The 18,951-nt window shown below is 72.8% G+C and carries 10 protein-coding genes; 3 read left to right on the forward strand and 7 right to left on the reverse strand.

Annotated features, from left to right (window positions below):
* Positions 1-117: 117 nt before the first annotated feature.
* The 3 genes from CP978_RS26900 to CP978_RS26910 form a co-directional block, all read right to left on the reverse strand.
* A complete protein-coding gene (locus tag CP978_RS26900; protein ID WP_227745465.1) occupies positions 118-4,479 on the reverse strand; it encodes a type VII secretion EssC family protein in 4,362 nt (1,453 codons plus the stop codon).
* Between the two features lie 108 nt (positions 4,480-4,587).
* Positions 4,588-4,881 (reverse strand): WXG100 family type VII secretion target, encoded by a 294-nt coding sequence (locus CP978_RS26905; RefSeq protein WP_043445022.1) that lies wholly within the window; start codon positions 4,879-4,881, stop codon positions 4,588-4,590.
* Between the two features lie 86 nt (positions 4,882-4,967).
* Positions 4,968-6,818, reverse strand: coding sequence for a hypothetical protein (locus tag CP978_RS26910; RefSeq protein WP_144401493.1), 1,851 nt, complete (start codon positions 6,816-6,818; stop codon positions 4,968-4,970).
* A 198-nt stretch (positions 6,819-7,016) separates the two neighbouring features.
* On the opposite strand from CP978_RS26910, the gene CP978_RS26915 reads away from it, so the two are divergent.
* Positions 7,017-8,468 (forward strand): hypothetical protein, encoded by a 1,452-nt coding sequence (locus CP978_RS26915; protein WP_043445026.1) that lies wholly within the window; start codon positions 7,017-7,019, stop codon positions 8,466-8,468.
* A 170-nt stretch (positions 8,469-8,638) separates the two neighbouring features.
* Here CP978_RS26915 and CP978_RS26920 read toward each other — a convergent pair whose 3' ends face one another.
* Both CP978_RS26920 and CP978_RS26925 read right to left on the reverse strand, forming a co-directional pair.
* Positions 8,639-9,184 (reverse strand): sigma-70 family RNA polymerase sigma factor, encoded by a 546-nt coding sequence (locus tag CP978_RS26920; protein WP_079162332.1) that lies wholly within the window; start codon positions 9,182-9,184, stop codon positions 8,639-8,641.
* Between the two features lie 308 nt (positions 9,185-9,492).
* A complete protein-coding gene (locus tag CP978_RS26925) occupies positions 9,493-12,402 on the reverse strand; it encodes an AfsR/SARP family transcriptional regulator (RefSeq protein WP_311775033.1) in 2,910 nt (969 codons plus the stop codon).
* A 192-nt stretch (positions 12,403-12,594) separates the two neighbouring features.
* On the opposite strand from CP978_RS26925, the gene ggt reads away from it, so the two are divergent.
* Complete coding sequence (gene ggt / locus CP978_RS26930; protein WP_043445027.1) at positions 12,595-14,391, forward strand: gamma-glutamyltransferase; 1,797 nt, start codon at positions 12,595-12,597, stop codon at positions 14,389-14,391.
* A gap of 81 nt (positions 14,392-14,472) precedes the next feature.
* Here the strand turns inward: ggt and CP978_RS26935 are convergent, their stop codons facing one another.
* Together CP978_RS26935 and map are read right to left on the reverse strand one after the other, a co-directional pair.
* Positions 14,473-17,088: an ATP-dependent Clp protease ATP-binding subunit gene (locus tag CP978_RS26935; RefSeq protein WP_052454627.1), complete on the reverse strand. Its 2,616-nt coding sequence runs from the start codon at positions 17,086-17,088 to the stop codon at positions 14,473-14,475.
* A gap of 711 nt (positions 17,089-17,799) precedes the next feature.
* Complete coding sequence (gene map / locus CP978_RS26940) at positions 17,800-18,579, reverse strand: type I methionyl aminopeptidase (RefSeq protein ID WP_043445030.1); 780 nt, start codon at positions 18,577-18,579, stop codon at positions 17,800-17,802.
* A 73-nt stretch (positions 18,580-18,652) separates the two neighbouring features.
* Here map and CP978_RS26945 point away from each other — a divergent pair, with 73 nt between their 5' ends.
* A complete protein-coding gene (locus CP978_RS26945; RefSeq protein ID WP_043445032.1) occupies positions 18,653-18,910 on the forward strand; it encodes a helix-turn-helix domain-containing protein in 258 nt (85 codons plus the stop codon).
* Positions 18,911-18,951 lie beyond the last annotated feature (41 nt).

The raw sequence follows: 18,951 nt of genomic DNA on the forward strand, positions 1-18,951 counted from the left end.
AGGGCGGCCGGGTGCTTCACCCGGCCGCCCTTCGCGTCCCGCGGGCAGGACCGCTGCGCCGTGCCCGCGGGGGAAGGAGGTGCACCCGGCGAGGGGGTCATGGGTGCACCTCCGGCTTCACAGCTCCGTTTCCGGAAGCGGCACCTGCACCGTTCGCAGTGTTCCGTCCCCCAGATGCAGCAGACCGCGGCCCGGCTGGGGCGCCTGCCCGACGACGCCCCGGGTCAGCTTCACCCCGATGACCTCCCCGTCGCTCAGCCCCTGCGGGGACAGCAGCATGCCGGTGCGGTTGCGTTTGACCTGACCCATCCAGCCCGCCAGGCTCAGCGACAGCGACTCGGCGTTGCCGGCCGCCAGAACGCCCCAGCCGGTGCCGGCCCCGCCCCGGGCGAGCAGGGCCAGATCGGAGTCGATCTCGGCGCCCATGAACAATTCGGCGTCGTCCACGACGATCACCCCGTTCTCCTCCGGCACATTGCCGAGCGCCTGACGGAAGTCGTTGACCGGCACCTCCGCGTCGGTGAAGAGGGCGGCCACACCGGGGCGGCCCTGGAGCAGCCGCAGGGGCGAGCGGCGCGGGGCGAGAACGATCAGACCGGCGCCGGCCGCCAGCAGCGAGTGCGCGGCGGTCAGCAGCGCGGAGCTGCGGCCGGTGCGCGGCGGCCCCGCGATGACGAAGGTCGGCACGTCCGCCAGATCGGGGCCGAGGGAGGTGAGGGTGTCACCGCCGACCGCCACCAGAGGCCGCATCGGCCCGCCGTGGGTGTGCAGGGTCAGGGCGTCGGCGTAGCCGATGCGGTCGGGGAGGACGTCCAGGCGCAGCGGGAGCCGCTGTGCGGGCACTGCGGACTCCCGCTCGCCCAGGCGCCGGCCGAGGTCGGTGAGGGCCTGGGCCTGAGCGGTGCCGGCCAGGTCCTCGCCCAGCACCGCGATCTGCACCTCGCTGAGGTCCTGGGTACGGATACCGCGTCCCGGCAGGGGGTCGGAGGGGGCGGATTTGGTGGGGATGCCGACGGTGGAGTAGTCCTGGCGGTCGTTGAGCCGCAGGACGATCTTGTCCTCGGTGGTGCCGGAGAACCGGCTGCCGCCGAGCACCCGGTCACCGGCCAGGACGACATGCACACCGACGCCCGCGCCGTCGCGCAGCAGACGGACCAGGCGCTCCATATAGCTGCCGTTGTCGTAGGCCGCGAACTCGCGCTCGAAGACCTCGAACCGGTCGACCATCAGCACGATGTGGGGCAGCCGCTCGCCCGGCTTCTGTGCCGAGCGCAGCTCGGTCAGGTCGGCGGTGCCGCGCGCGCCCAGGATGCTCTGCCGGGCGGTGAGCTCGGAGTTGAGCCGCTCAAGGAGCCGTCCGAGCCGCTCGGTCTGGTTGCGGTCGACGACGGCACCGCAGTGCGGCAGCGAGGTCAGCGCGTTGAGCGCGCCGTTGCCGCAGTCGATGCCGTACAGATGCACGTCGTCGGCGCCGTGGGCCTCGGCGAGCGCCGCGGCCAGGGTGCGCAGCGTCTGGGAGCGCCCGCTGCGGGGCGATCCGATGATGTGCAGATGTCCGGAGCGGTCGAGGTCGAACACCAGCGGCGCACGGGTCTGCTGCGCCGGCAGGTCGACCATCCCGTACTCCACGGCCGGCAGCGCGGCGGCGCGGTCGGCGGCGGGCTCGGGCGCGGTCTCCGGGGTCCGGACGAGGAGCCCGGGCAGCGGCGGCAGCCATGGACTGGTCTGCCGGGGTATTCCGGACAGCCGTGCCGCCTGGGCGACGGCGCCGGTCAGGACCGCCAGGTCGGTGACGGCCTCGGTCTGCGCGGGACGTGCCCCGCCACGGGCTCCGCCGCGCGGCAGCGGACCCCCGATCTCCTGCCAGGACACCGCCTCCGCCCGGATGACGGTCCGTGTGCCGTCGGCGGGGTCGCCGCCGGGCCGGCGCCCGCCGACCCGGCCGGACTGGAACGGCAGCAGGGCCGACGGTCCGAGCCGGGCGTAGGCGCGGCCCGGGGTCGCCGGGGAGATCTCCCCGGAGTCGGGTGCGTCGATGATGTCCCGGCTCTCGGTGGTGTCGGTGGTGCGCAGGGCGATCCGCAGATTGGTGTTGGCGCGGATGTCCGGGGTGACGGCGCCGCCGGGCCGCTGTGTCGCCAGCACCAGGTGGATCCCCAGGGACCGGCCGCGCTGCGCGATGTTGACCAGGCCCGAGATGAAGTCGGGCAGTTCCCGCACCATGGAGGCGAACTCGTCGATGACCAGCATCAGCCGCGGCAGGGGCGGCAGTACGTCGCCGCCGCGGGACCGCTTGTCGAGGTAGTCCTCGATGTCCTTGGCGCCCGCCTGGGCCAACTGTGTCTCCCGGCGCCGCAGTTCGGCCCCGAGGGACACCAGGGCCCGCTCCACCAGATGGGTGTCGAGGTCGGTGACCAGTCCGACGGTGTGGGGCAGGTCGGCGCACTCCGCGAAGGCGCTGCCGCCCTTGTAGTCGACCAGTACGAACGTCATCTCGTCGGGACGGTTGACCACCGCCAGGGTGGCGACCAGGGTCTGCAGCAGTTCCGACTTGCCGGAACCGGTGGTCCCCGCGATCAGTGCGTGCGGGCCGTCCCGCACCAGGTCGACGGCGAACGGCCCGTCGTATCCGGTACCCAGGACGGCCTTGGTGCTGCGGCCGCCGAGCGACCAGCCGGCCGTCACCGCCTCGGCCGTCGGTGGCTCGACGCCCAGCAGGTCCAGGAGGCGCACGGAGCCGGGCAGCGTGCTCTCGTCGCTGTCGCCCACGCCGCGCAGCGGAGCCAGGGCGCGCCCGAAGTGCTCGTACCAGCCGGCCTCCGGCGAGTCGGTGCGCACCCCCTCAAGCGCCGCACCCGCACCGGTGCGCACCTTGGAGGCCGTGCCGGCGCCCGCCTCCGTGACCACGACCGCGCCGCACTCCTCGGGCAGCAGCCGTTCCTCGCGGTCGATGCAGAGGGTGTGGACGCCCACCGACGGCCCGTCGCGCAGCAGGGCGATGACACCGGGCAGGGAACGCGCGCGGCGGGCCTGCTCCAGGACGACCAGAATGTCCGGGTAGCCGTTGGCGCCGCCCCGGGTGAGATCGGGTCCGGCCCCGATACGGGACGCGACGATCTGCCCCAGCTCGCCGATGCGCCGGGCCAGGGAGTCTGCGGTGCTGCCCAGCAGGGCATAGGCGTCCTCCCCCTGCGCCTGGGTGTGCGGCAGCCAGCGCGTCCAGGACCAGTCCCGCTCGCCGTCCGGTCCCGCGAGCACCACGATCCGCAGATCGGAGGGGCTGTGCAGGGCGGCGGCCTGGGCCGTCATCCACCCGGCCAGCCGGGCCGCTCCCGGGCCGGCGACCCCCGCCACGCCGACGCGGCGCAGCGAGGTGGCGACGGGCACCTGGTTCAGCTGCGGCACGGTGGTGCGCCGGTGCTCGTCCTGCGTGGGATCGTCGACGCTCGACGAGGAGGGAAGATCGGTCGTGCCGACCCGTACGGACAGGAAGTCGGGGTCCAGCCAGCGGCGCTCCCACAGCCGTTCCGAGGGCTGGGCGGCCATCTGGAGCAGGGCGGCGGGGTCCGGCAGGGACAGGCGCAGATTGTGCTGTTCCTCGAGGACGGCCCGGTCGACGTCCGCGCGCACCCGCGCCAGCGTCTGCTCGTACTCCTCCTTCTTCTCCAGGTACTTGAGCATCGCCTGCTTACGGCCGCCGAACTGGGTGACCAGCGCGGCGATCGGCGAGAGCAGGGCGATGAAGACGAAGGACCAGCGCTGGGTGACAAAGATGGCGATCAGGGCGCTGCCCGCCGGAAGCAGCAGGATCGGCAGCAGCGGGATGGGCCGCTTGTCCGGCTTCACCGGTGGGGTCGGCAGCCGGAACTTCGATCCGGCCGCCGACGGCAGGAAGCGCGGCGGCCGGTTGAACTCCAGGCCCAGTCCGTCCTGGGCCGGCGTCAGCGGCGCCCGGGAGTCCTGACGTGAGGTCAGCTCCAGCAGGATGTCGCCGACGGCGAGCTGACTGCCCTCCTGCCACGGGGAGGGGGCCGTGGCGCTCCTGCCGTCGAGGAGTGCCATATCGGTCCTGAGCAGCTCGGCGCTCCCGTCGAGCCGGACCCGTACCCGGGCCGCGAGCGCGGGCGCCGTCCCGGCCAGCCGGATCCGGCAGGACGGGCCGCTGCCGATGTCGTAGTCGCCGGGCACCAGACGGAAGACGGTCCCCGCCCCCGGACCCGAGACCACCCGGACCTCGCTGTGGCCCTCGGCCTCGGGCTCCTGGGGGACGGGGGTGCCGAGCCCGAGGTCCATGCCGTCCCGCACACCGGCCGCCCGGAGGGTGGCCTGCGGGTCGACGGGCGTGGAGCCGATGTAGAGAGCGAGCTCCGGCGCCCCCGTGCCGTCGGCCTCCGCATGGCCGACGGCACGGGCCAGCTCGGCCGCGAGCCTGCCCGCCTGCGCGGAAGGCTCGGTGTCGACGACGACGGTGGTGGACACCCCCTCGATCCGAGGGTCACGAACACTGACGGTCAATCGCACTGCTCATCGTCCTTCGCGTGGGGAGTGGGTGCCTGCGCCGGCCTCGACACCGAGCGGGCCGCGGGGTCAGCCGAGGTTGGCGCCGAGCTGGTCGTCGGTCTGCGAGAAGGCGTCGCCGACGGCCTTCACGTACTGGCCGATCCCCTGCAGGCCCTGGTTGACCTGGTCGAACCCCTTGGCGAACTCGTCGAAGAACGGGGAGAACTTCTGCTGGGCGGCGGGCGTGCTGTAGCCGTTGGCCAGCAGGTTGGAGATCTTGCCCTTGACCTCGGCGAGCTTGTCCTGAAGCTGCGCGAAGTCATTGAGGAGCGCCTGCGAGGTCGAGGCGGTCTCTTCGGAGTTGACGTTGTAGGAAGGCATGGAAGTACTCCTTGCTGGTCGGTTCCGTCCATCCGTTCAGGGATGGAGTTCTGTGCGGGCCGAGGTCCGAGGACGGCCCGGCGGTACTAGCCGCCGTTGCCGGTCGACTCGTCGGGGATGGTGAGCGGCGGCAGCGGGGGACGCCCGCCCACCGCGCCGCCGTCCGGGGCGGTGGGCGACGGCGGGAGGGGCACATCGGCCGGGTCCGTGACCGAGGGGCGTGGTGTCGTGGGGGACGCGGGCAGCGGCACGTCGGCCGGGTCGACGACCGAGGGACGCGGCGTCGTGGGGGACGCGGGCAGCGGCACGTCGGCGGGGTCCACACCCGAGGGGCGCGGCGTCGTGGGGGAGGGGGGCAGCGGCACATCGGCCGGGTCCACGACCGAGGGGCGCGGCGTCGTCGGCGACGCGGGCAACGGCACATCCACCGGATCCACACCCGAAGGGCGCGGTGTCGTGGGTGACGCGGGCAACGGCACAGCCGCCGGGTCGACGGGCGGTGTGGCGTCGGGGCGGACCTTGCCCTTGATCGGGATCTGGTGCGTCACGCCGTCGACCGCGCGGCCGAGGCCCGCTGTGCCGACCGGTCCCACCCCGAGCTTGGGCGCCGAGTTGGCGATCTCGCCGGCCGCGACCTCGCCCGGATCGCCGCCCTGGGCGACCCCGACACCGATCTTGGCGCCGAGCGTGGCGCCTTCCTCGACGAAGTTGCCGACCTGGTCGGAGGCCCGCTTCCCGACGCTGTCGCCCAGCGCCGGTTCGGTGGTGTCCCCGAAACGGCCGCCGGCCCCGTCCTTGACCGGCGGATTCCCCCTGGCCGAGCCGATCTTGCCGACGCCCCCCTTGAAGGCGGCTCCCGCCACCGCCCCCGCCGCGGCTCCGGCGAAGACCCCGGCCGCGGTGATCTCGTCGTGGTTCGCCGCCTTGGCGGCTGCCTCCAGGGCCGAGTTCCCCAGGAAGCCGCCGCCGACCTCCGCGGCCGTCTTGAGCGCCGAGTTGTCGAGGATCCCGCTGACGATCTTGCTGTTGGTGAGGGACTCGGTGACCTTGGTGATGGTTCCGGTGGTCTTGGTGATCACGCTGGATCCCTTGATCGCGGCCACCGCGGTGGGGGCGATGGCCTCCACCGCCCTGCCCCCCAGCTTCAGCAGGGAGCCGCCGGGGATGATGCCGAGCAGACCGACGACGAAGTCACCCGCTTTGACGCCGCCGGTCTGACTCGCGACGACTTGGTTGAAAACGAAGAGCGCCCCGCCCAGCAAGGCCCCCACCACCGGGAAGAACACCGCCACGACGGCGATCAGCGCGGCGAGCAGGATCTGGACGAAGGGGAAGTCCTTGAAGAAGTCGGCGATCTTCTGGAAGATGTTCCGCTCCGGAATCGCCTCCCGCGCCGCCCGGTCCAGTACATCGGCGCACTCCCGCTGGGCGCTCTCCCGCATCGCCTTGGCCTGCTCGGCCAGGCTCCTGGCCGCGCTCATCTCGGTTCTGCCGATGTCGATGGAGTCCTGGACCCGGCGGGCCTCGGACTTCTCCTCGTCCGTGGGGTCGTCCCCCAGTTCCTTGGGCGCCTGGTTCGCCTGCGGTGCGGCGGCCCGCGCCTGATCCACCGCCCGGTCGAAGGTGTCCTGGGCCTCCTGCAGACGCGGCATGTAGTCGCTGTAGGCCTGGGCCGCGTCGTGATAGGAGGTCATCGTCTTGGTCAGCTTGTCCGGGAGATCGTCGCCGATCTTCTCCTTCAGCTTGTCCATGGCCGACCCCCGGCCCTGCGCGATCGTGCCGTCCCTCTTCAGCACGTTCAGCGCCTTCTCAGCGGCGTCCCCGACGTCCCGGTACCGCTGCATGACGGCCTGGATCAGATCCGGGTCGCCAGGCGTCGGATCCGCGTTCAGCCCGACGATCTGGAAATCCTCGGAACTCGCGTGCCGACGTGCCATGCCCATCCCCCGTGCGGTGTCCCTCAGATGCGGTCGCCAGATACACGGGCTCGGGCTTCCCAAGGGTTCATATCTTCTTCGAACGCTTTCACCGCCCGGCTCCGTGTAGACGGTGGAGCGCATCGGCGGATCAGCGGCGGGGCCTCTCCCGCACGGCCCGCACAACGCTCCCGGCAGCCCGGAGGAGTAGCAGACGACATGGCGGACACCATGACCGACGACAGCGACGCCGTGCCTCGGCACCGGCCGAGAAGCACCGCGCCCCACCGCACACCGCCCACCGTGCTGCGCCTCCTCGTGGTCATGGTGATGGCCTGCGTGGCCGCACTGGGCGCGGTCTCGTCCGCGACCGCCGCGGAGGGCGACGATCTGATCAAGGTGTTCGTGGTCCAGGACCCCGCGCAGACCGGTGGGCAGCTCGCCACCCTGGAGTCGATCGCCGCCACCACGCTGGGCGACGCCTCGCGTGCGGGGGAGATCCTCGACCTCAACCGGGGCCTGCGGCAGAGGGACGGCGGGGCACTGAACGACTCCGGGGAGCAGCTGCACCCCGGCTGGATCCTGCGTCTGCCACCGGATGCCTCGGGACCCGGCGTCCAGCTGGCGAAGGACTCCGGGAACACGGACGGCACGTCCACGGACCCGAACGGCACACCGGACGACGCCGGAGCGGCCGACGGCGGATCCACCGTGTTCGCCATTCCGCTGGCCGCGGTGGTGGCCGCCCTGGTGGCCCTGCTGCTGGCCCTGGTGACCGCGGTCATCGTGAGCAGGAAGAAGGCACACGCCGTGTACGCCGCGGGGCTGCGCGTGGTGCGAAAGCTGGGGGAACCGGCCAGGCGGCGGCGACAACTGGTGCTACGACGCGCGACGGGCCGGCGGTTCGCGACCGACGCCGACTCCGTACGCCGTGCCTACGGCGCCCTCGGGGAACTCTCCGCCGACGGGGGGCGACCGGAGACGCCGGTGCACGGGCTGCGGGTCGACGACGGCGGTGTCACGGTGTGGCTGCCGCCCTCCTCCACGGTCGACGCCCCCTGGCAGAACATCGACAGCACCCGGTGGCACCGCACCGCCGCCGCGGTCGGCTGGATGACCCCGGCCGGCGGCGACGGCGCCATGACCTCCCGGGCGGCGGTCACCGCAGCGTGTCTGGTGCGGGTGGGCACCGACACCGCCGGCGAACCGGTGTTCGTGGACCTCAGCCGTCTGGACGGTGTCCTCAGCGTGACGGGTGATCAGGCCGTGGCCCGCGATGTGGTGCGGAACCTGCTGGCGGAGATCGCCCGCAGCCGGCCGGACACCCCGGTGACCGTCCTCGGCGGCCGGGACGGAGCCGAGGCGTTCGCCCTGCCGGAAGCCCTGCGACGGCTTCCCCGGGTCGAAGCGCCGGCCGCGACCCCCGCCGTCGGTGGCGGCACCACACGCGCCGCCGCCGCACGGCACCCGGTCAAGGGCCTGGTGGTCCTGGCGGGCACCCCCACCGAGCGGGAGACCGCCGAGCTGACCGCGCTCTGCGGACCGGGCGGCGCGGGCTGGACGGGACTCGTCTCCGGCGAGGTGGACGGCGCGCACTGGCGCTGGAACACGGACGCCGACGGCCATGTGGACATCCCGGTGCTCGACCTGCGGCTCACCGTTCCGGCGTGAGAGCGCAGCCCCTCGGCCCTTGCCGACCGGAGCCCCTCGGTCCTCCGCCGACTGGAGCCCCTCGGCCCCTGCCGATCAGGGGCCACCGGTATCCGCCGGGTGCCGGCCGACGACCGGCACCCGGCGCGTCCCGCCCACGGTCGGCGGCGGGACCGGTGACGAGGACGGCCTCACGCCGGCAGCGCCCTGTTCCGGGGCACCGCCGCGGCCTTGCTGCGCAGACTGCTGAGGGCGTAGTGCTGACGGGACTTCACGGTGCCCGCCGGTATGCCGAGGATCCGCGCCGTCTCCTTCACGGTCCTGCCGCACAGATAAGTGTGCAGAAGGACCTCGCGGTGCTCATGGGACAGCCGGCGCAGCAGGGTGACCGCCTCGACCGTGGTCAGTATCCCGTCGGCGTGATCGGGCTGGAACGCGTCGAGGTCCTCGGCGCCCACCGTCTCGTGCCGGGAGGCCGCGCTGCGCATCCGGTCGACCACCAGATTGCGGGTGACCGTGAGGAGCCAGCCCCGCACCGAACCCTGCGTGCTGTACAGCCGCTCCGCGTTGGGCCAGGCCCGGATGAAGGTCTCCTGCACGACGTCCTCCGCCGTGTGGCGGTCGTTCAGCAGTTTCTCGGCGTAGGCGAGCAGCGCCTTGGTGTGGTCGGTGACCAGCCTCTGCAGAAGGTGCGCCTGGTGTTCGGCGGTCGCGGCGTCCACAACGGTCGTGTTCATGGTCCAGTTCCTGTAGGGGGAAGGCCTTGCCTGCGCCGTACTCACCCGTCAGGACTGTTCGTTCGTACGCGAGGGGGCATACGTGACGATCACCGGGGTAAGGAACCCCCGGCGGCAGGAACGCTCAGGACGAAGCCGGTCCCACGGAACCGGCGGTCGCCGCACCAGCGGCACACCGAGGCGTGCCGAGCGCGCCGCGGCCCCCGGTGAATCGGCGCATGGCGGAGCGTAGGCAGCCGCCACTTCCGTAGGACTGACGCTTTTCTGACGTCCGGCCGCGGGGGCGGGGCCGGCGATCGGGGCAGCCGTCAGGCGCCTGGATCCTCGGCGCCCTCGGGGGACGAGGAGGACGGGGCGAGGTCCGTCAGCCTGCCGCAGACGAGTGCGGCGTCCGGGTGCCCGATCCGGGCGAGGATCTCCAGCCCTTGGCGCCAGGCGAGCGCCGCTTCCACGGGGCGCCCGGCCGCATGGTGGGCGTCGCCGATATGGGTCAGGGTGTCGGCTTCCAGATAGGCGTCCTTGATGACGCGGTACAGGGCCAGTGCGTGCTCGTAGCACTCCAGCGCCCGGTCGTGTTGGCGCAGATGGTGATGGGCGTAGCCGAGGCTGTCCCACGCCGCGGCCTCGCCGTTGCGGTCGCCGATCGCCCGGTGGGCCTCGAGGGACCGCCCGCACTCCTCCAGCGCCTCGCCGTACTGACCCAGCAGGATGTACGTCCAGCCGATCTCGTTGAAGACGCTGGCCTCCCCGCTGCGGTGCCCGGCCGAGCGGTACAGGGCATGAGCGGACCCGTAGTGGTCGAGCGCTCTGCCGTGATCGCTACGGCGATTGGCCAGCAGGGCGAAGTAACGGTGCACCCGGGCCTGCCCCACCGCGTCCCCGATGTCCCCGAACAGCTCCAGGGACCGCGACAGGTTCTCGTCCGCCTCGTCCCAGCGCTCCAGCCGCCCGGTGACAAAGCCGAGCGCCCGGTGCGCATGGGCCTGACCACGTGTGTCGCCCAGCCGTCGGGCGGTGGTCGCGGCCGTGGTCTGCGCGGTGAGCTGTTCCTGCCAGCGGCCGTTGCGGTCCAGATAGAGCTCCAGGGTCACGGCCAGCTGCCAGCTGTGCCGGCCGCTCCCGCGGCGGGCGTCCAGTTCGACGGCGGCGAGCATGGCGGACAGATTGCCGTCCAGCCAGTCGGTGGCACCCGTCTGATCGGCGAAGGACGCCGTGGTCACACCGGCCTGCCGGGGGCTCAGCTCGATGCGGTCCCGGCTGGGCGCCAGGACGGTGTCCGCCGCATGCGCGCTGTGCAGATAGTGGTCCAGCATCCGGCATCGGGCCGTGTACAGCTCCTCCGCCGTGTCCTGGTCCTCGCCGAGCTCCAGTCCGTAGGCGCGCAGCAGTTCATGGCAGGTGAAGTGGCCGGGTCTCGGCTCGGAGATCAGATGGGCCCGGACCAGTTCCGCGAGCGCCGGCCGGACCTGTCCCGGCCGCCGCCCCGCCAGACTCGCGGCGGCGGCCAGCGAACACTCCCGGCCCGGGTGCAGGGCGAGCAGCCTGAACATCCGTGCGGCCGCCGGGGTGAGCAGGTTGTAGGACCAGGAGAAGGCGCAGCGCGCGTCCGCCACCGGGGCCTCGGCGGTGAAGGCGTCGAGGCTGCCCTGGCTCTCGCGCAGTTCGGCGGCGACGGCCGCGAGCGAGAAGGCGGGATTCACCGCGGCGCGGGCGGCGACGATGGCCAGCGCCAGGGGCAGATGCTCGCACAGGGCGATGATCTCCGTGGCGGCGCGCGGCTCGTCCGCGATCCGGCCGGCGCCGAGACGCCGCGACAGGAACTCCAGCGCGTCCGCCTCGCTCAGGACGTCCAGCGTCAGGCTGTGGGCGCCCTCCGCCACCACCAGGCCATGGAGCTGGTTGCGGCTGGTGACGATGACCAGACAGCCGGGCGCCCCGGGCAGCAGGGGCCGGACGTGCTCGCTGTCCCGTGCGTTGTCCAGGACGATCAGCACCCGCCGGTCGGCGAGCAGACTGCGGTACAGCGCGGTCTGCGCGTCCAGTCCCGCGGGGATACGGTGCGTGGGCACACCGAAGGCCTCGAGGAAGGTGCCTATCGCCTCACCGGGGCTCATGATCGAGCCGGTGGGATGGAAGCCCCGCAGATCGACATAGAGCTGCCCGTCGGGGAACCGGTCGGCGGCCTGGTGCGCCCAGTGCACGGCCAGTGTGGTCTTGCCGATGCCCACCATCCCGCCGATCGCGCTGATCACCACCATGGAGGGGCGTTCCTCCGGGGCGGGCAGCAGCGCCTTCACCTGGGCCAGCTCCCTGCGTCTGCCCGTGAAGACGGCCAGATCCGGGGGAAGCTGGGCGGGAGGCACGGTGGCTGCCGTCCACGGCGGCCCCTCCGCCGCGACGGACGTTCCCGGCTCCTCCCCGGGCCCGGGGTCGCTCTCCTCGGGCACGGCGGGCGGCGCGGCGTGGGACGGGACGGTCTGGCGCAGTACCCGCTGGTGGGCGGAGCGCAGTTCGGGGCCCGGCTCCAGCCCCAGATCCTCCACGAGCCGGGCACGCAGGGTCCGGTACAGGTCCAGCGCCTCCGCCTGGTAGCCGGTGGAGGCGAGCACCACGATCAGCCGGGCGTGCAGCGCTTCGTCCAAGGGGTGCTGGGCCGCGGCCTGCCTCAGCGCCACCAGCACTCCGGCGCCGAGTTCCGGCCCGGCCGTCAGCGCGAGGTCGGCGGCCTCCTTGACGGCGGACAGGTACTCGCGGTCCACCGCGGTGAAGGCCGGATGGGAGCGCACCTCGGGCGTGATGTCCGAGGCCACCGGCGCCCGCCACAGCCTCAGGGCCTCGATCAGCAGTTCGGTGGCCCGCGCGGGGCTGCCGGCGTGCGCCGACCGGGCCGCCTCCTGGCGCAGGGCACGGAAGCGCAGCAGGTCCAGTGAGTCGGGCTCCACCTCCAGGCGGTAGCCGCCCGCTCCCCGCACCAGCCATCGCGAGTGGCCCCGGGCCCGCAGCTCGGGTTCGAGCAGACGCCGGAGTGCCCCGATGTGCCGCTGCACCACATTGACGGCACTGTCCGGCGGGGCCTGCCCCCACAGCGTGTCGACGATGTCGTGGACGGCCACCGGATGGCCGGCCTGGATCAGCAGCAGGGCCAGCAGACCGCGCTGCTTCGGCGGCCCCAGCTCCAGCTCGACATCCCCGCGCCAGGCACGAACAGGTCCCAGCACAGCGAAACGCGTAGGCACAACACCCCCACGATGACACGCATGACTCATGAACAACGCGCCTGGACATCCCGGCCAGGCGATAAGGAATCAGCGTAATGAGCGTACGTACGCAGGCGGACCGATGTTCGAAGGAGTGTCGGGATCATGGCAATACGGTTACGTTGTGTGGACGTTCGTCGACTGGAGGTACGGATGCGTCACCCCCTCGCACGGAGTCTGACGGTGCTGGCGGTCTCGGTCGCCGTGGTGTCGGTGGGAGCGGCGGCGCCGCCCCCGCCCGCCAGGGCGCCGGGGAAGACGCCCGTGGCCGTCGGCTCCGGAGGCGCCGTGGCCAGCGTCGACGCGGACGCCACCGCCGCCGGCATCGAGATACTCAAGAAGGGCGGCAACGCGGTGGACGCGGCCGTCGCCACGGCCGCCGCGCTCGGTGTCACCGAGCCCTACTCCGCGGGCATCGGCGGAGGCGGCTACTTCGTCTACTACGACGCCAAGACCCGAACCGTGCGCACCATCGACGGCCGGGAGACGGCCCCGCTGACCGCGGACTCCCAGCTTTTCACGGAGAACGGCAAGCCGCTCGCCTTCGCCGACGCCGTCAGCAGCGGACTGAGCGTCGGTACCCCGGGCACCCCCGCCACCTGGCAGAAGGCGCTGGACGAGTGGGGCAGCCAACGGCTCGGCACCGTACTGAAACCGGCCGAGAAGCTCGCGAGCGACGGCTTCACCGTCGACGACACCTTCCGCTCCCAGACCGCCTCCAACGAGACCCGCTTCCGCTACTTCCCGGACACGGCCAAGCTGTTCCTGCCGAACGGGCGGCTGCCGGTCGTCGGCTCCACCTTCAAGAACCCCGAACTCGCCCGCACCTACAAGGAACTGGGCAGCAAGGGCATCGACACGATCTACCGCGGCGCTCTCGGCAAGGAGATCGTCGCCACGGCCGACAAGCCGCCGGTGGACCCGGCCTCCGGCTGGAAGGCCCGTCCGGGCAAGCTCTCCACCCGGGATCTCGCCGCCTACCGGGCCAAGCTCCAGGCGCCCACGAAGACCTCGTACCGGGGGCTCGACGTCTACTCGATCGCCCCCTCCTCCTCCGGCGGCACCACGGTCGGGGAGGCGCTCAACATTCTGGAGAGGACGGACCTCTCGAAGGCGAGCGAGACGCAGTATCTGCACCGCTTCATCGAGGCGAGCCGTATCGCCTTCGCGGACCGCGGACGCTGGGTCGGCGACCCCTCCTTCGAGGACGTGCCCACCCGACAGCTGCTCTCCCAGAAGTTCGCCGACTCACGCGCCTGCCTGATCAAGGACAACGCGGTGCTCACCAGCCCGCTCGCGCCCGGCGACCCGCGCCACCCGGTGGCCTGCGGGGCCGGCGGCAAGGCGGCCCCGACGACGTACGAGGGCGAGAACACCACGCACCTCACGGTCGCCGACAAGTGGGGCAACGTGGTCTCCTACACCCTCACCATCGAGCAGACCGGCGGCAGCGGTATTACCGTCCCGGGCCGGGGCTTCCTCCTCAACAACGAGCTGACCGACTTCTCCTTCGCGCCCGCCGACCCCGCCGTCCACGACCCGAATCTGCCGGGTCCGGGCAAGCGTCCGCGGTCCTCGATCTCACCCACGATCGTGCTGGACCGGCAGGGCCGCCCGGTCGTCGCGCTCGGCTCGCCCGGCGGCGCCACCATCATCACCACGGTGCTCCAGACTCTGACCGGGTTCCTCGACCGGCATCTGCCGCTGGTCGACGCGATCGCCGCCCCGCGCGCCAGCCAGCGCAACGCGGCCAACACGGAACTCGAACCCGGCCTCTACGACAGTGCCCTGCGCTCCCGGCTGGAGGCCCTCGGGCACTCGTTCAGCCAGAACCCGGAGATCGGCGCGGCCACCGGTGTGCAGCGACTGCCGGGCGGCACATGGCTGGCGGCCGCCGAGACCGTGCGGCGCGGCGGCGGATCCGCGATGGTGGTGAATCCGACACGCTGACAGCCGGCACCCGGGCCGCCCCGGACGGGTGGCCCGGGTGGCCCGGGTGACCCGGGTGACCCGGGTGTCTCCGGGTCCTCGTCACCCGCCTTCGGGGCGCTCCGGGTGTGTGCTCTCGTCCCCGGTCTCGCGCGGGGCGGCGGGGGAGGATGCCTCCTCGGGGGCGGGCGGCTCCGTGCGGAAGGCGAGCCGGCCGGCCTCCACGTCCACCTCGACCCGTCCGCCGCGCTCGATGCTGCGCTCCAGCAGCAGCCGGGAGAGCTGGTTGTCGACCTCCCGCTGGATGGTGCGGCGCAGCGGCCGGGCACCGTACTCGGGCTGGAAGCCGCGCTGCGCCAGCCAGTCCACGGCCCGCTCGGTGAACGTCACATCGATGTCCTGGGCGTGCGTCAGGCGCCGTGTCTTGTCGAGCATCAGATCGGTGATGCGCCGCAGTTGCTCCGCCGTCAGCTGCCGGAAGATCACGACCTCGTCGATGCGGTTGAGGAACTCGGGCCGGAAGTGCTCCCGCAGCGGACGCAGGATCTGCTCGCGCCGTGCCTCCTCGGCCGCGTCGGCGCCGCCCGCCCCGAACCCGATGGCGGCACCGCGCCGGGTGATCGCCTCCGAGCCGAGGTTGCTGGTCATCACGATCACGGTGCTGGTGAAGTCCACCGTGCGGCCCTGGGCGTCGGTGAGCCGGCCGTCGTCGAGGACCTGCAACAGGATGTTGAAGACATCGGGGTGCGCCTTCTCGATCTCGTCGAGCAGCAGCAGGGAGTACGGGTGGCGCCGTACGACCTCGGTGAGCTGTCCGGCCTCCTCATGGCCGACATAGCCGGGCGGGGCCCCCACCAGACGGCTGACGGTGTGGCGTTCCTGGTACTCGCTCATGTCGAGGCGGACCATCCGCTCCTCGCTGCCGAACAGCGCCTCCGCCAGCGCCCGGGCCAGCTCCGTCTTGCCGACGCCGGTCGGGCCGAGGAAGAGGAAGCTGCCGATCGGCCGCTCGGGGCTGGACAGTCCGGCACGCGAGCGCAGTACCGCGTCGGAGACCACCCCGACCGCCTCGTCCTGTCCGACGACCCGCCGGCGCAGATGTTCCTCCAGGGCCAGCAGCCGCTTCTTCTCCTCCTCGGTGAGCCGGCTGACCGGGACACCGGTGAGCCGGGAGACGACCTCGGCGATGGCCTCGGCGGTGACCTCCAGATGCTGCCCCTCGTCGGCCTCGGTGTCGCCGGAGGCCTGCCCGATCCGCTGCTTCAGCTCGGTGATGCGGTCGCGCAGCTGGGTGGCGTGCTCGTACTGCTCGTCGGCCACCGCCTGGTCCTTGTCCCGTACCAGCTGCTCGACCTCGCGCTCCATGGCCCGTACGTCCGTGCCCTTGGTGCGGGCGCGCAGCCGCACCCGGGCGCCGGCCTGGTCGATCAGGTCGATCGCCTTGTCGGGCAGATGGCGGTCGGTGAGATAGCGGTCGGACAGCTCCACGGCCGCCGTCAGCGCCTCGTCGGTGTAACGGACCTGATGGTGCGCCTCATAGCGGTCGCGCAGCCCGCGCAGGATCTCCAGGGCGTCCGTGACGGACGGCTCGGGCACCAGGATGGGCTGGAAGCGGCGTGCCAGGGCGGCGTCCTTCTCGATCCTGCGGTACTCCTCCAGCGTGGTGGCGCCCACGATGTGCAGTTCGCCGCGGGCCAGCGCGGGCTTGAGGATGTTGCCCGCGTCCATGGAGCCGCCCTCCGCGCCGCCGCCACCGGCGCCGACGACGGTGTGCAGCTCGTCCAGGAAGACGATCAGCTCGTCCGAGTGGGCGCGGATCTCGCCCACGATGGTGGTGAGCCGTTCCTCGAAGTCACCGCGGTAGCGGGTGCCGGCGACCACTCCGGTGAGGTCCAGGGCGACGACCCGGCGGCCCAGCAGGATGTCGGGTACGTCGCCGTCGGCGATGCGCTGGGCCAGTCCCTCCACGATCGCGGTCTTGCCGACACCGGCGTCCCCGATGAGGACCGGGTTGTTCTTGCCGCGGCGGGAGAGCACCTCGATGGTCTGCTCGATCTCCTCGTCCCGCCCGATCACCGGGTCGATCCGGCCCTGGCGCGCCAGGGCGGTGAGGTCGCGGCTGTACTTGTCCAGGGTGGGGGTCGCGGAGGGGCGCGGCCGTTCCGGGCGTGTCTTGGCGGTGTCCTGCGTCTCCGACGGCGGGGACAGGGGCGCGAAGTGGGCCGAGTGCAGGATGTGTCCGGCGGCCGAGTCGGGGTTGGCGGCCAGCGCGCTGAGCACATGCTCGGGGCCGATGTAGCCGGTGCCGCTCGAACGGGCCAGCTCGTGCGCGTCCAGCAGGGCGCGTTTGACGGCGGGGGTCAGGGAGAGCGACGTGGGGGGCAGCGGCTGGCCCGAGCCGCCCTGCCGGTGCGGTCCTGAGCGCTGGTCGATCTCCGTCGCGAGCGAGTCGGGATCCGCGCCCGCGCGGCTCAGCAGACTCCGGGTGGGTTCGGCGGCGAGGGCGGCGCGCAGCAGGTGCTGGGTGTCGAGGTCGCGGCTGCCGTGCTCGGCGGCGTACTGCGCGGCCCCGACGACCAGTTGCCGGGCCGGCTCGCTGAGCAGCCGGCCGAGGTCGATCTGCCGGGGACCGGGACGCTGTCCGCCGAAGATCCGTGCGAAGAACTCTGCGAAGGGGTCCGAGCCGTAGCCCTGCGGACCGTTGAACCCGCTGGTCATGGCCATCCGTTCCGGCGTCCCGGCGGGGCCCGGGACACGCTCGTTGATCGACGTGCCGTGCCGGGTGCCCGGGCGGGGCCCGATGACACCTGTGGGACGCGTCCGGCGCTCGTACCACGATGGCACGAACGCACTCCGGCGGCATGTCCAGAGCCGCCTCCCCTCCGGGCCCCGTCCCGGCGGGCAACGACGACCCTTCCACTCTGCTCAGGAGGGCCTTCCGCCTTGTTCGGGTTGGGCTGTCGGCGCTGCTCGGGTCGGGGTGTCCGGACGGGCCGGGCCGGGGTGTCCGCCTTGCTGAGGCCGGGTCTTCCGCCCTGCTCGGGCTGTCCGCCTTGCTCGGGCTGGGGTGTCCACGCGACCCGGGCCGGGCGGTCCGTCTTGCTCGGGCGGGACCGTCCGCGTGGCTCGGGCTGGGCTGTCCGCCTCGTTCGGGCGGGACCGTCCGCGTGGCTCGGGCTGGGCTGTCCGCCTCGTTCGGACAGGGCCTTCCGTCCTGCTCAGGCTGGGCTGTCCGCCCCGTTGGGGACGGGGTATCCGTCCCACTCGGACGCCTCGCGTCCTCCCGTGCTGCTGTCCGCCCCGGCGGTCATGTCGTCCGGGCGGGCGGGCGCGGACCGTGGGCGGCGACGGCGGCCGTGCGCCATGGGTCCGTCCGGCCGGACCCCGGCTCGACGGCCCCTGCCACGCGCCGCCCCGGCCTCCGGTCCGTCAGGGCCTCTCCTCGCGGGCCGTGAGGATCCGTGGGCCGGCGTTCGTGATCGCCACGGTGTGCTCCGCGTGCGCCGCGCGGGAGCCGTCGTCGGTGCGGAGGGTCCAGCCGTCGGGCGCCGCGTGGTAGCCGTCGGTGCCGCCGCCGATGACCATGGGCTCGATGGCCAGGACCAGGCCCGGCCGCAGCCGGTAGCCACGTCCGGGGCGGCCCTCGTTGGGGACCCCGGGGTCCTCGTGCATCTGGCGTCCCACGCCGTGCCCGCCGAAGTCCTCCGGGATGCCGTATCCGGCGGCCCGGCACACCGATCCGACGGCGTGTGCGATGTCCCCGATGCGGTTGCCGACCACGGCCGCCGCGATCCCCGCCGCCAGCGCCCGTTCCGCGGTCTCCACCAGCCGCAGGTCCTCGGCCCGGGGCTCGCCCACCACAAAGCTGATCGCCGAGTCGCCCGCCCAGCCGTCCAGCGTGGCGCCGCAGTCGATGGAGACCAGGTCGCCGTCGCGCAGCCGGTAGCCGTCGGGGATGCCGTGCACGATCGCGTCGTTCACGGAGGCGCAGATGACCGCGGGGAAGGGGGTCGGCGCGAAGGAGGGGCGGTAGCCGAGAAAGGGCGATCCCGCACCCGCCGCGCGCAGCACATCGTGCGCCACCTCGTCCAGTTCCCGCAGGGAGATCCCCACCTCGGCGGCGTCGCGCACCGCCGTCAGGGCGCGGCCGACCACCTGGCCCGCCGCATGCATCGCGTCGATGGACGCGTCCGTCTTCAGTTCCACCATGCCAATTACTATACCGGTAATCGCCAATTACTATACCGGTCCGGGTTCGGGGAGCCGGTATTAGAATGGGTCCATGGTGCGCAACCCGCTGACCCCCGAAGAGCGTGAACGCGGCGAGCGGCTCGGACGGCTGCTGCGCGAGGCCCGTGGGGACCGGAGCATGGTGGCGGTGGCCGCGGGCGCCGGGATCTCCGCCGAGACCCTGCGCAAGATCGAGACCGGGCGCGCGCCGACCCCTGCGTTCTTCACGGTCGCCGCGCTGGCCGGGGTGCTCGGGCTGTCCCTGGACGAGGTCGTCGGGCGGTGCGAGCCGGCCGTGCGCGTGGCCTGAGCCGCGGACCCCGGCATCGGGGGCGTTTCTTGCCGCTGCGG

The organism is Streptomyces nodosus (assembly GCF_008704995.1).
Classification (GTDB): domain Bacteria; phylum Actinomycetota; class Actinomycetes; order Streptomycetales; family Streptomycetaceae; genus Streptomyces; species Streptomyces nodosus.

Coding starts and splice junctions, on each gene's coding strand:
- CP978_RS26910 (WP_144401493.1), bottom strand. CDS start 6,818: ATGGCACGTCGGCACGCGAGTTCCGAGGATTTCCAGATCGTCGGGCTG.
- CP978_RS26945 (WP_043445032.1), top strand. CDS start 18,653: ATGGTGCGCAACCCGCTGACCCCCGAAGAGCGTGAACGCGGCGAGCGG.
- CP978_RS26905 (WP_043445022.1), bottom strand. CDS start 4,881: ATGCCTTCCTACAACGTCAACTCCGAAGAGACCGCCTCGACCTCGCAG.
- CP978_RS26915 (WP_043445026.1), top strand. CDS start 7,017: ATGGCGGACACCATGACCGACGACAGCGACGCCGTGCCTCGGCACCGG.
- CP978_RS26935 (WP_052454627.1), bottom strand. CDS start 17,088: ATGACCAGCGGGTTCAACGGTCCGCAGGGCTACGGCTCGGACCCCTTC.
- CP978_RS26920 (WP_079162332.1), bottom strand. CDS start 9,184: ATGAACACGACCGTTGTGGACGCCGCGACCGCCGAACACCAGGCGCAC.
- ggt (WP_043445027.1), top strand. CDS start 12,595: ATGCGTCACCCCCTCGCACGGAGTCTGACGGTGCTGGCGGTCTCGGTC.
- map (WP_043445030.1), bottom strand. CDS start 18,579: ATGGTGGAACTGAAGACGGACGCGTCCATCGACGCGATGCATGCGGCG.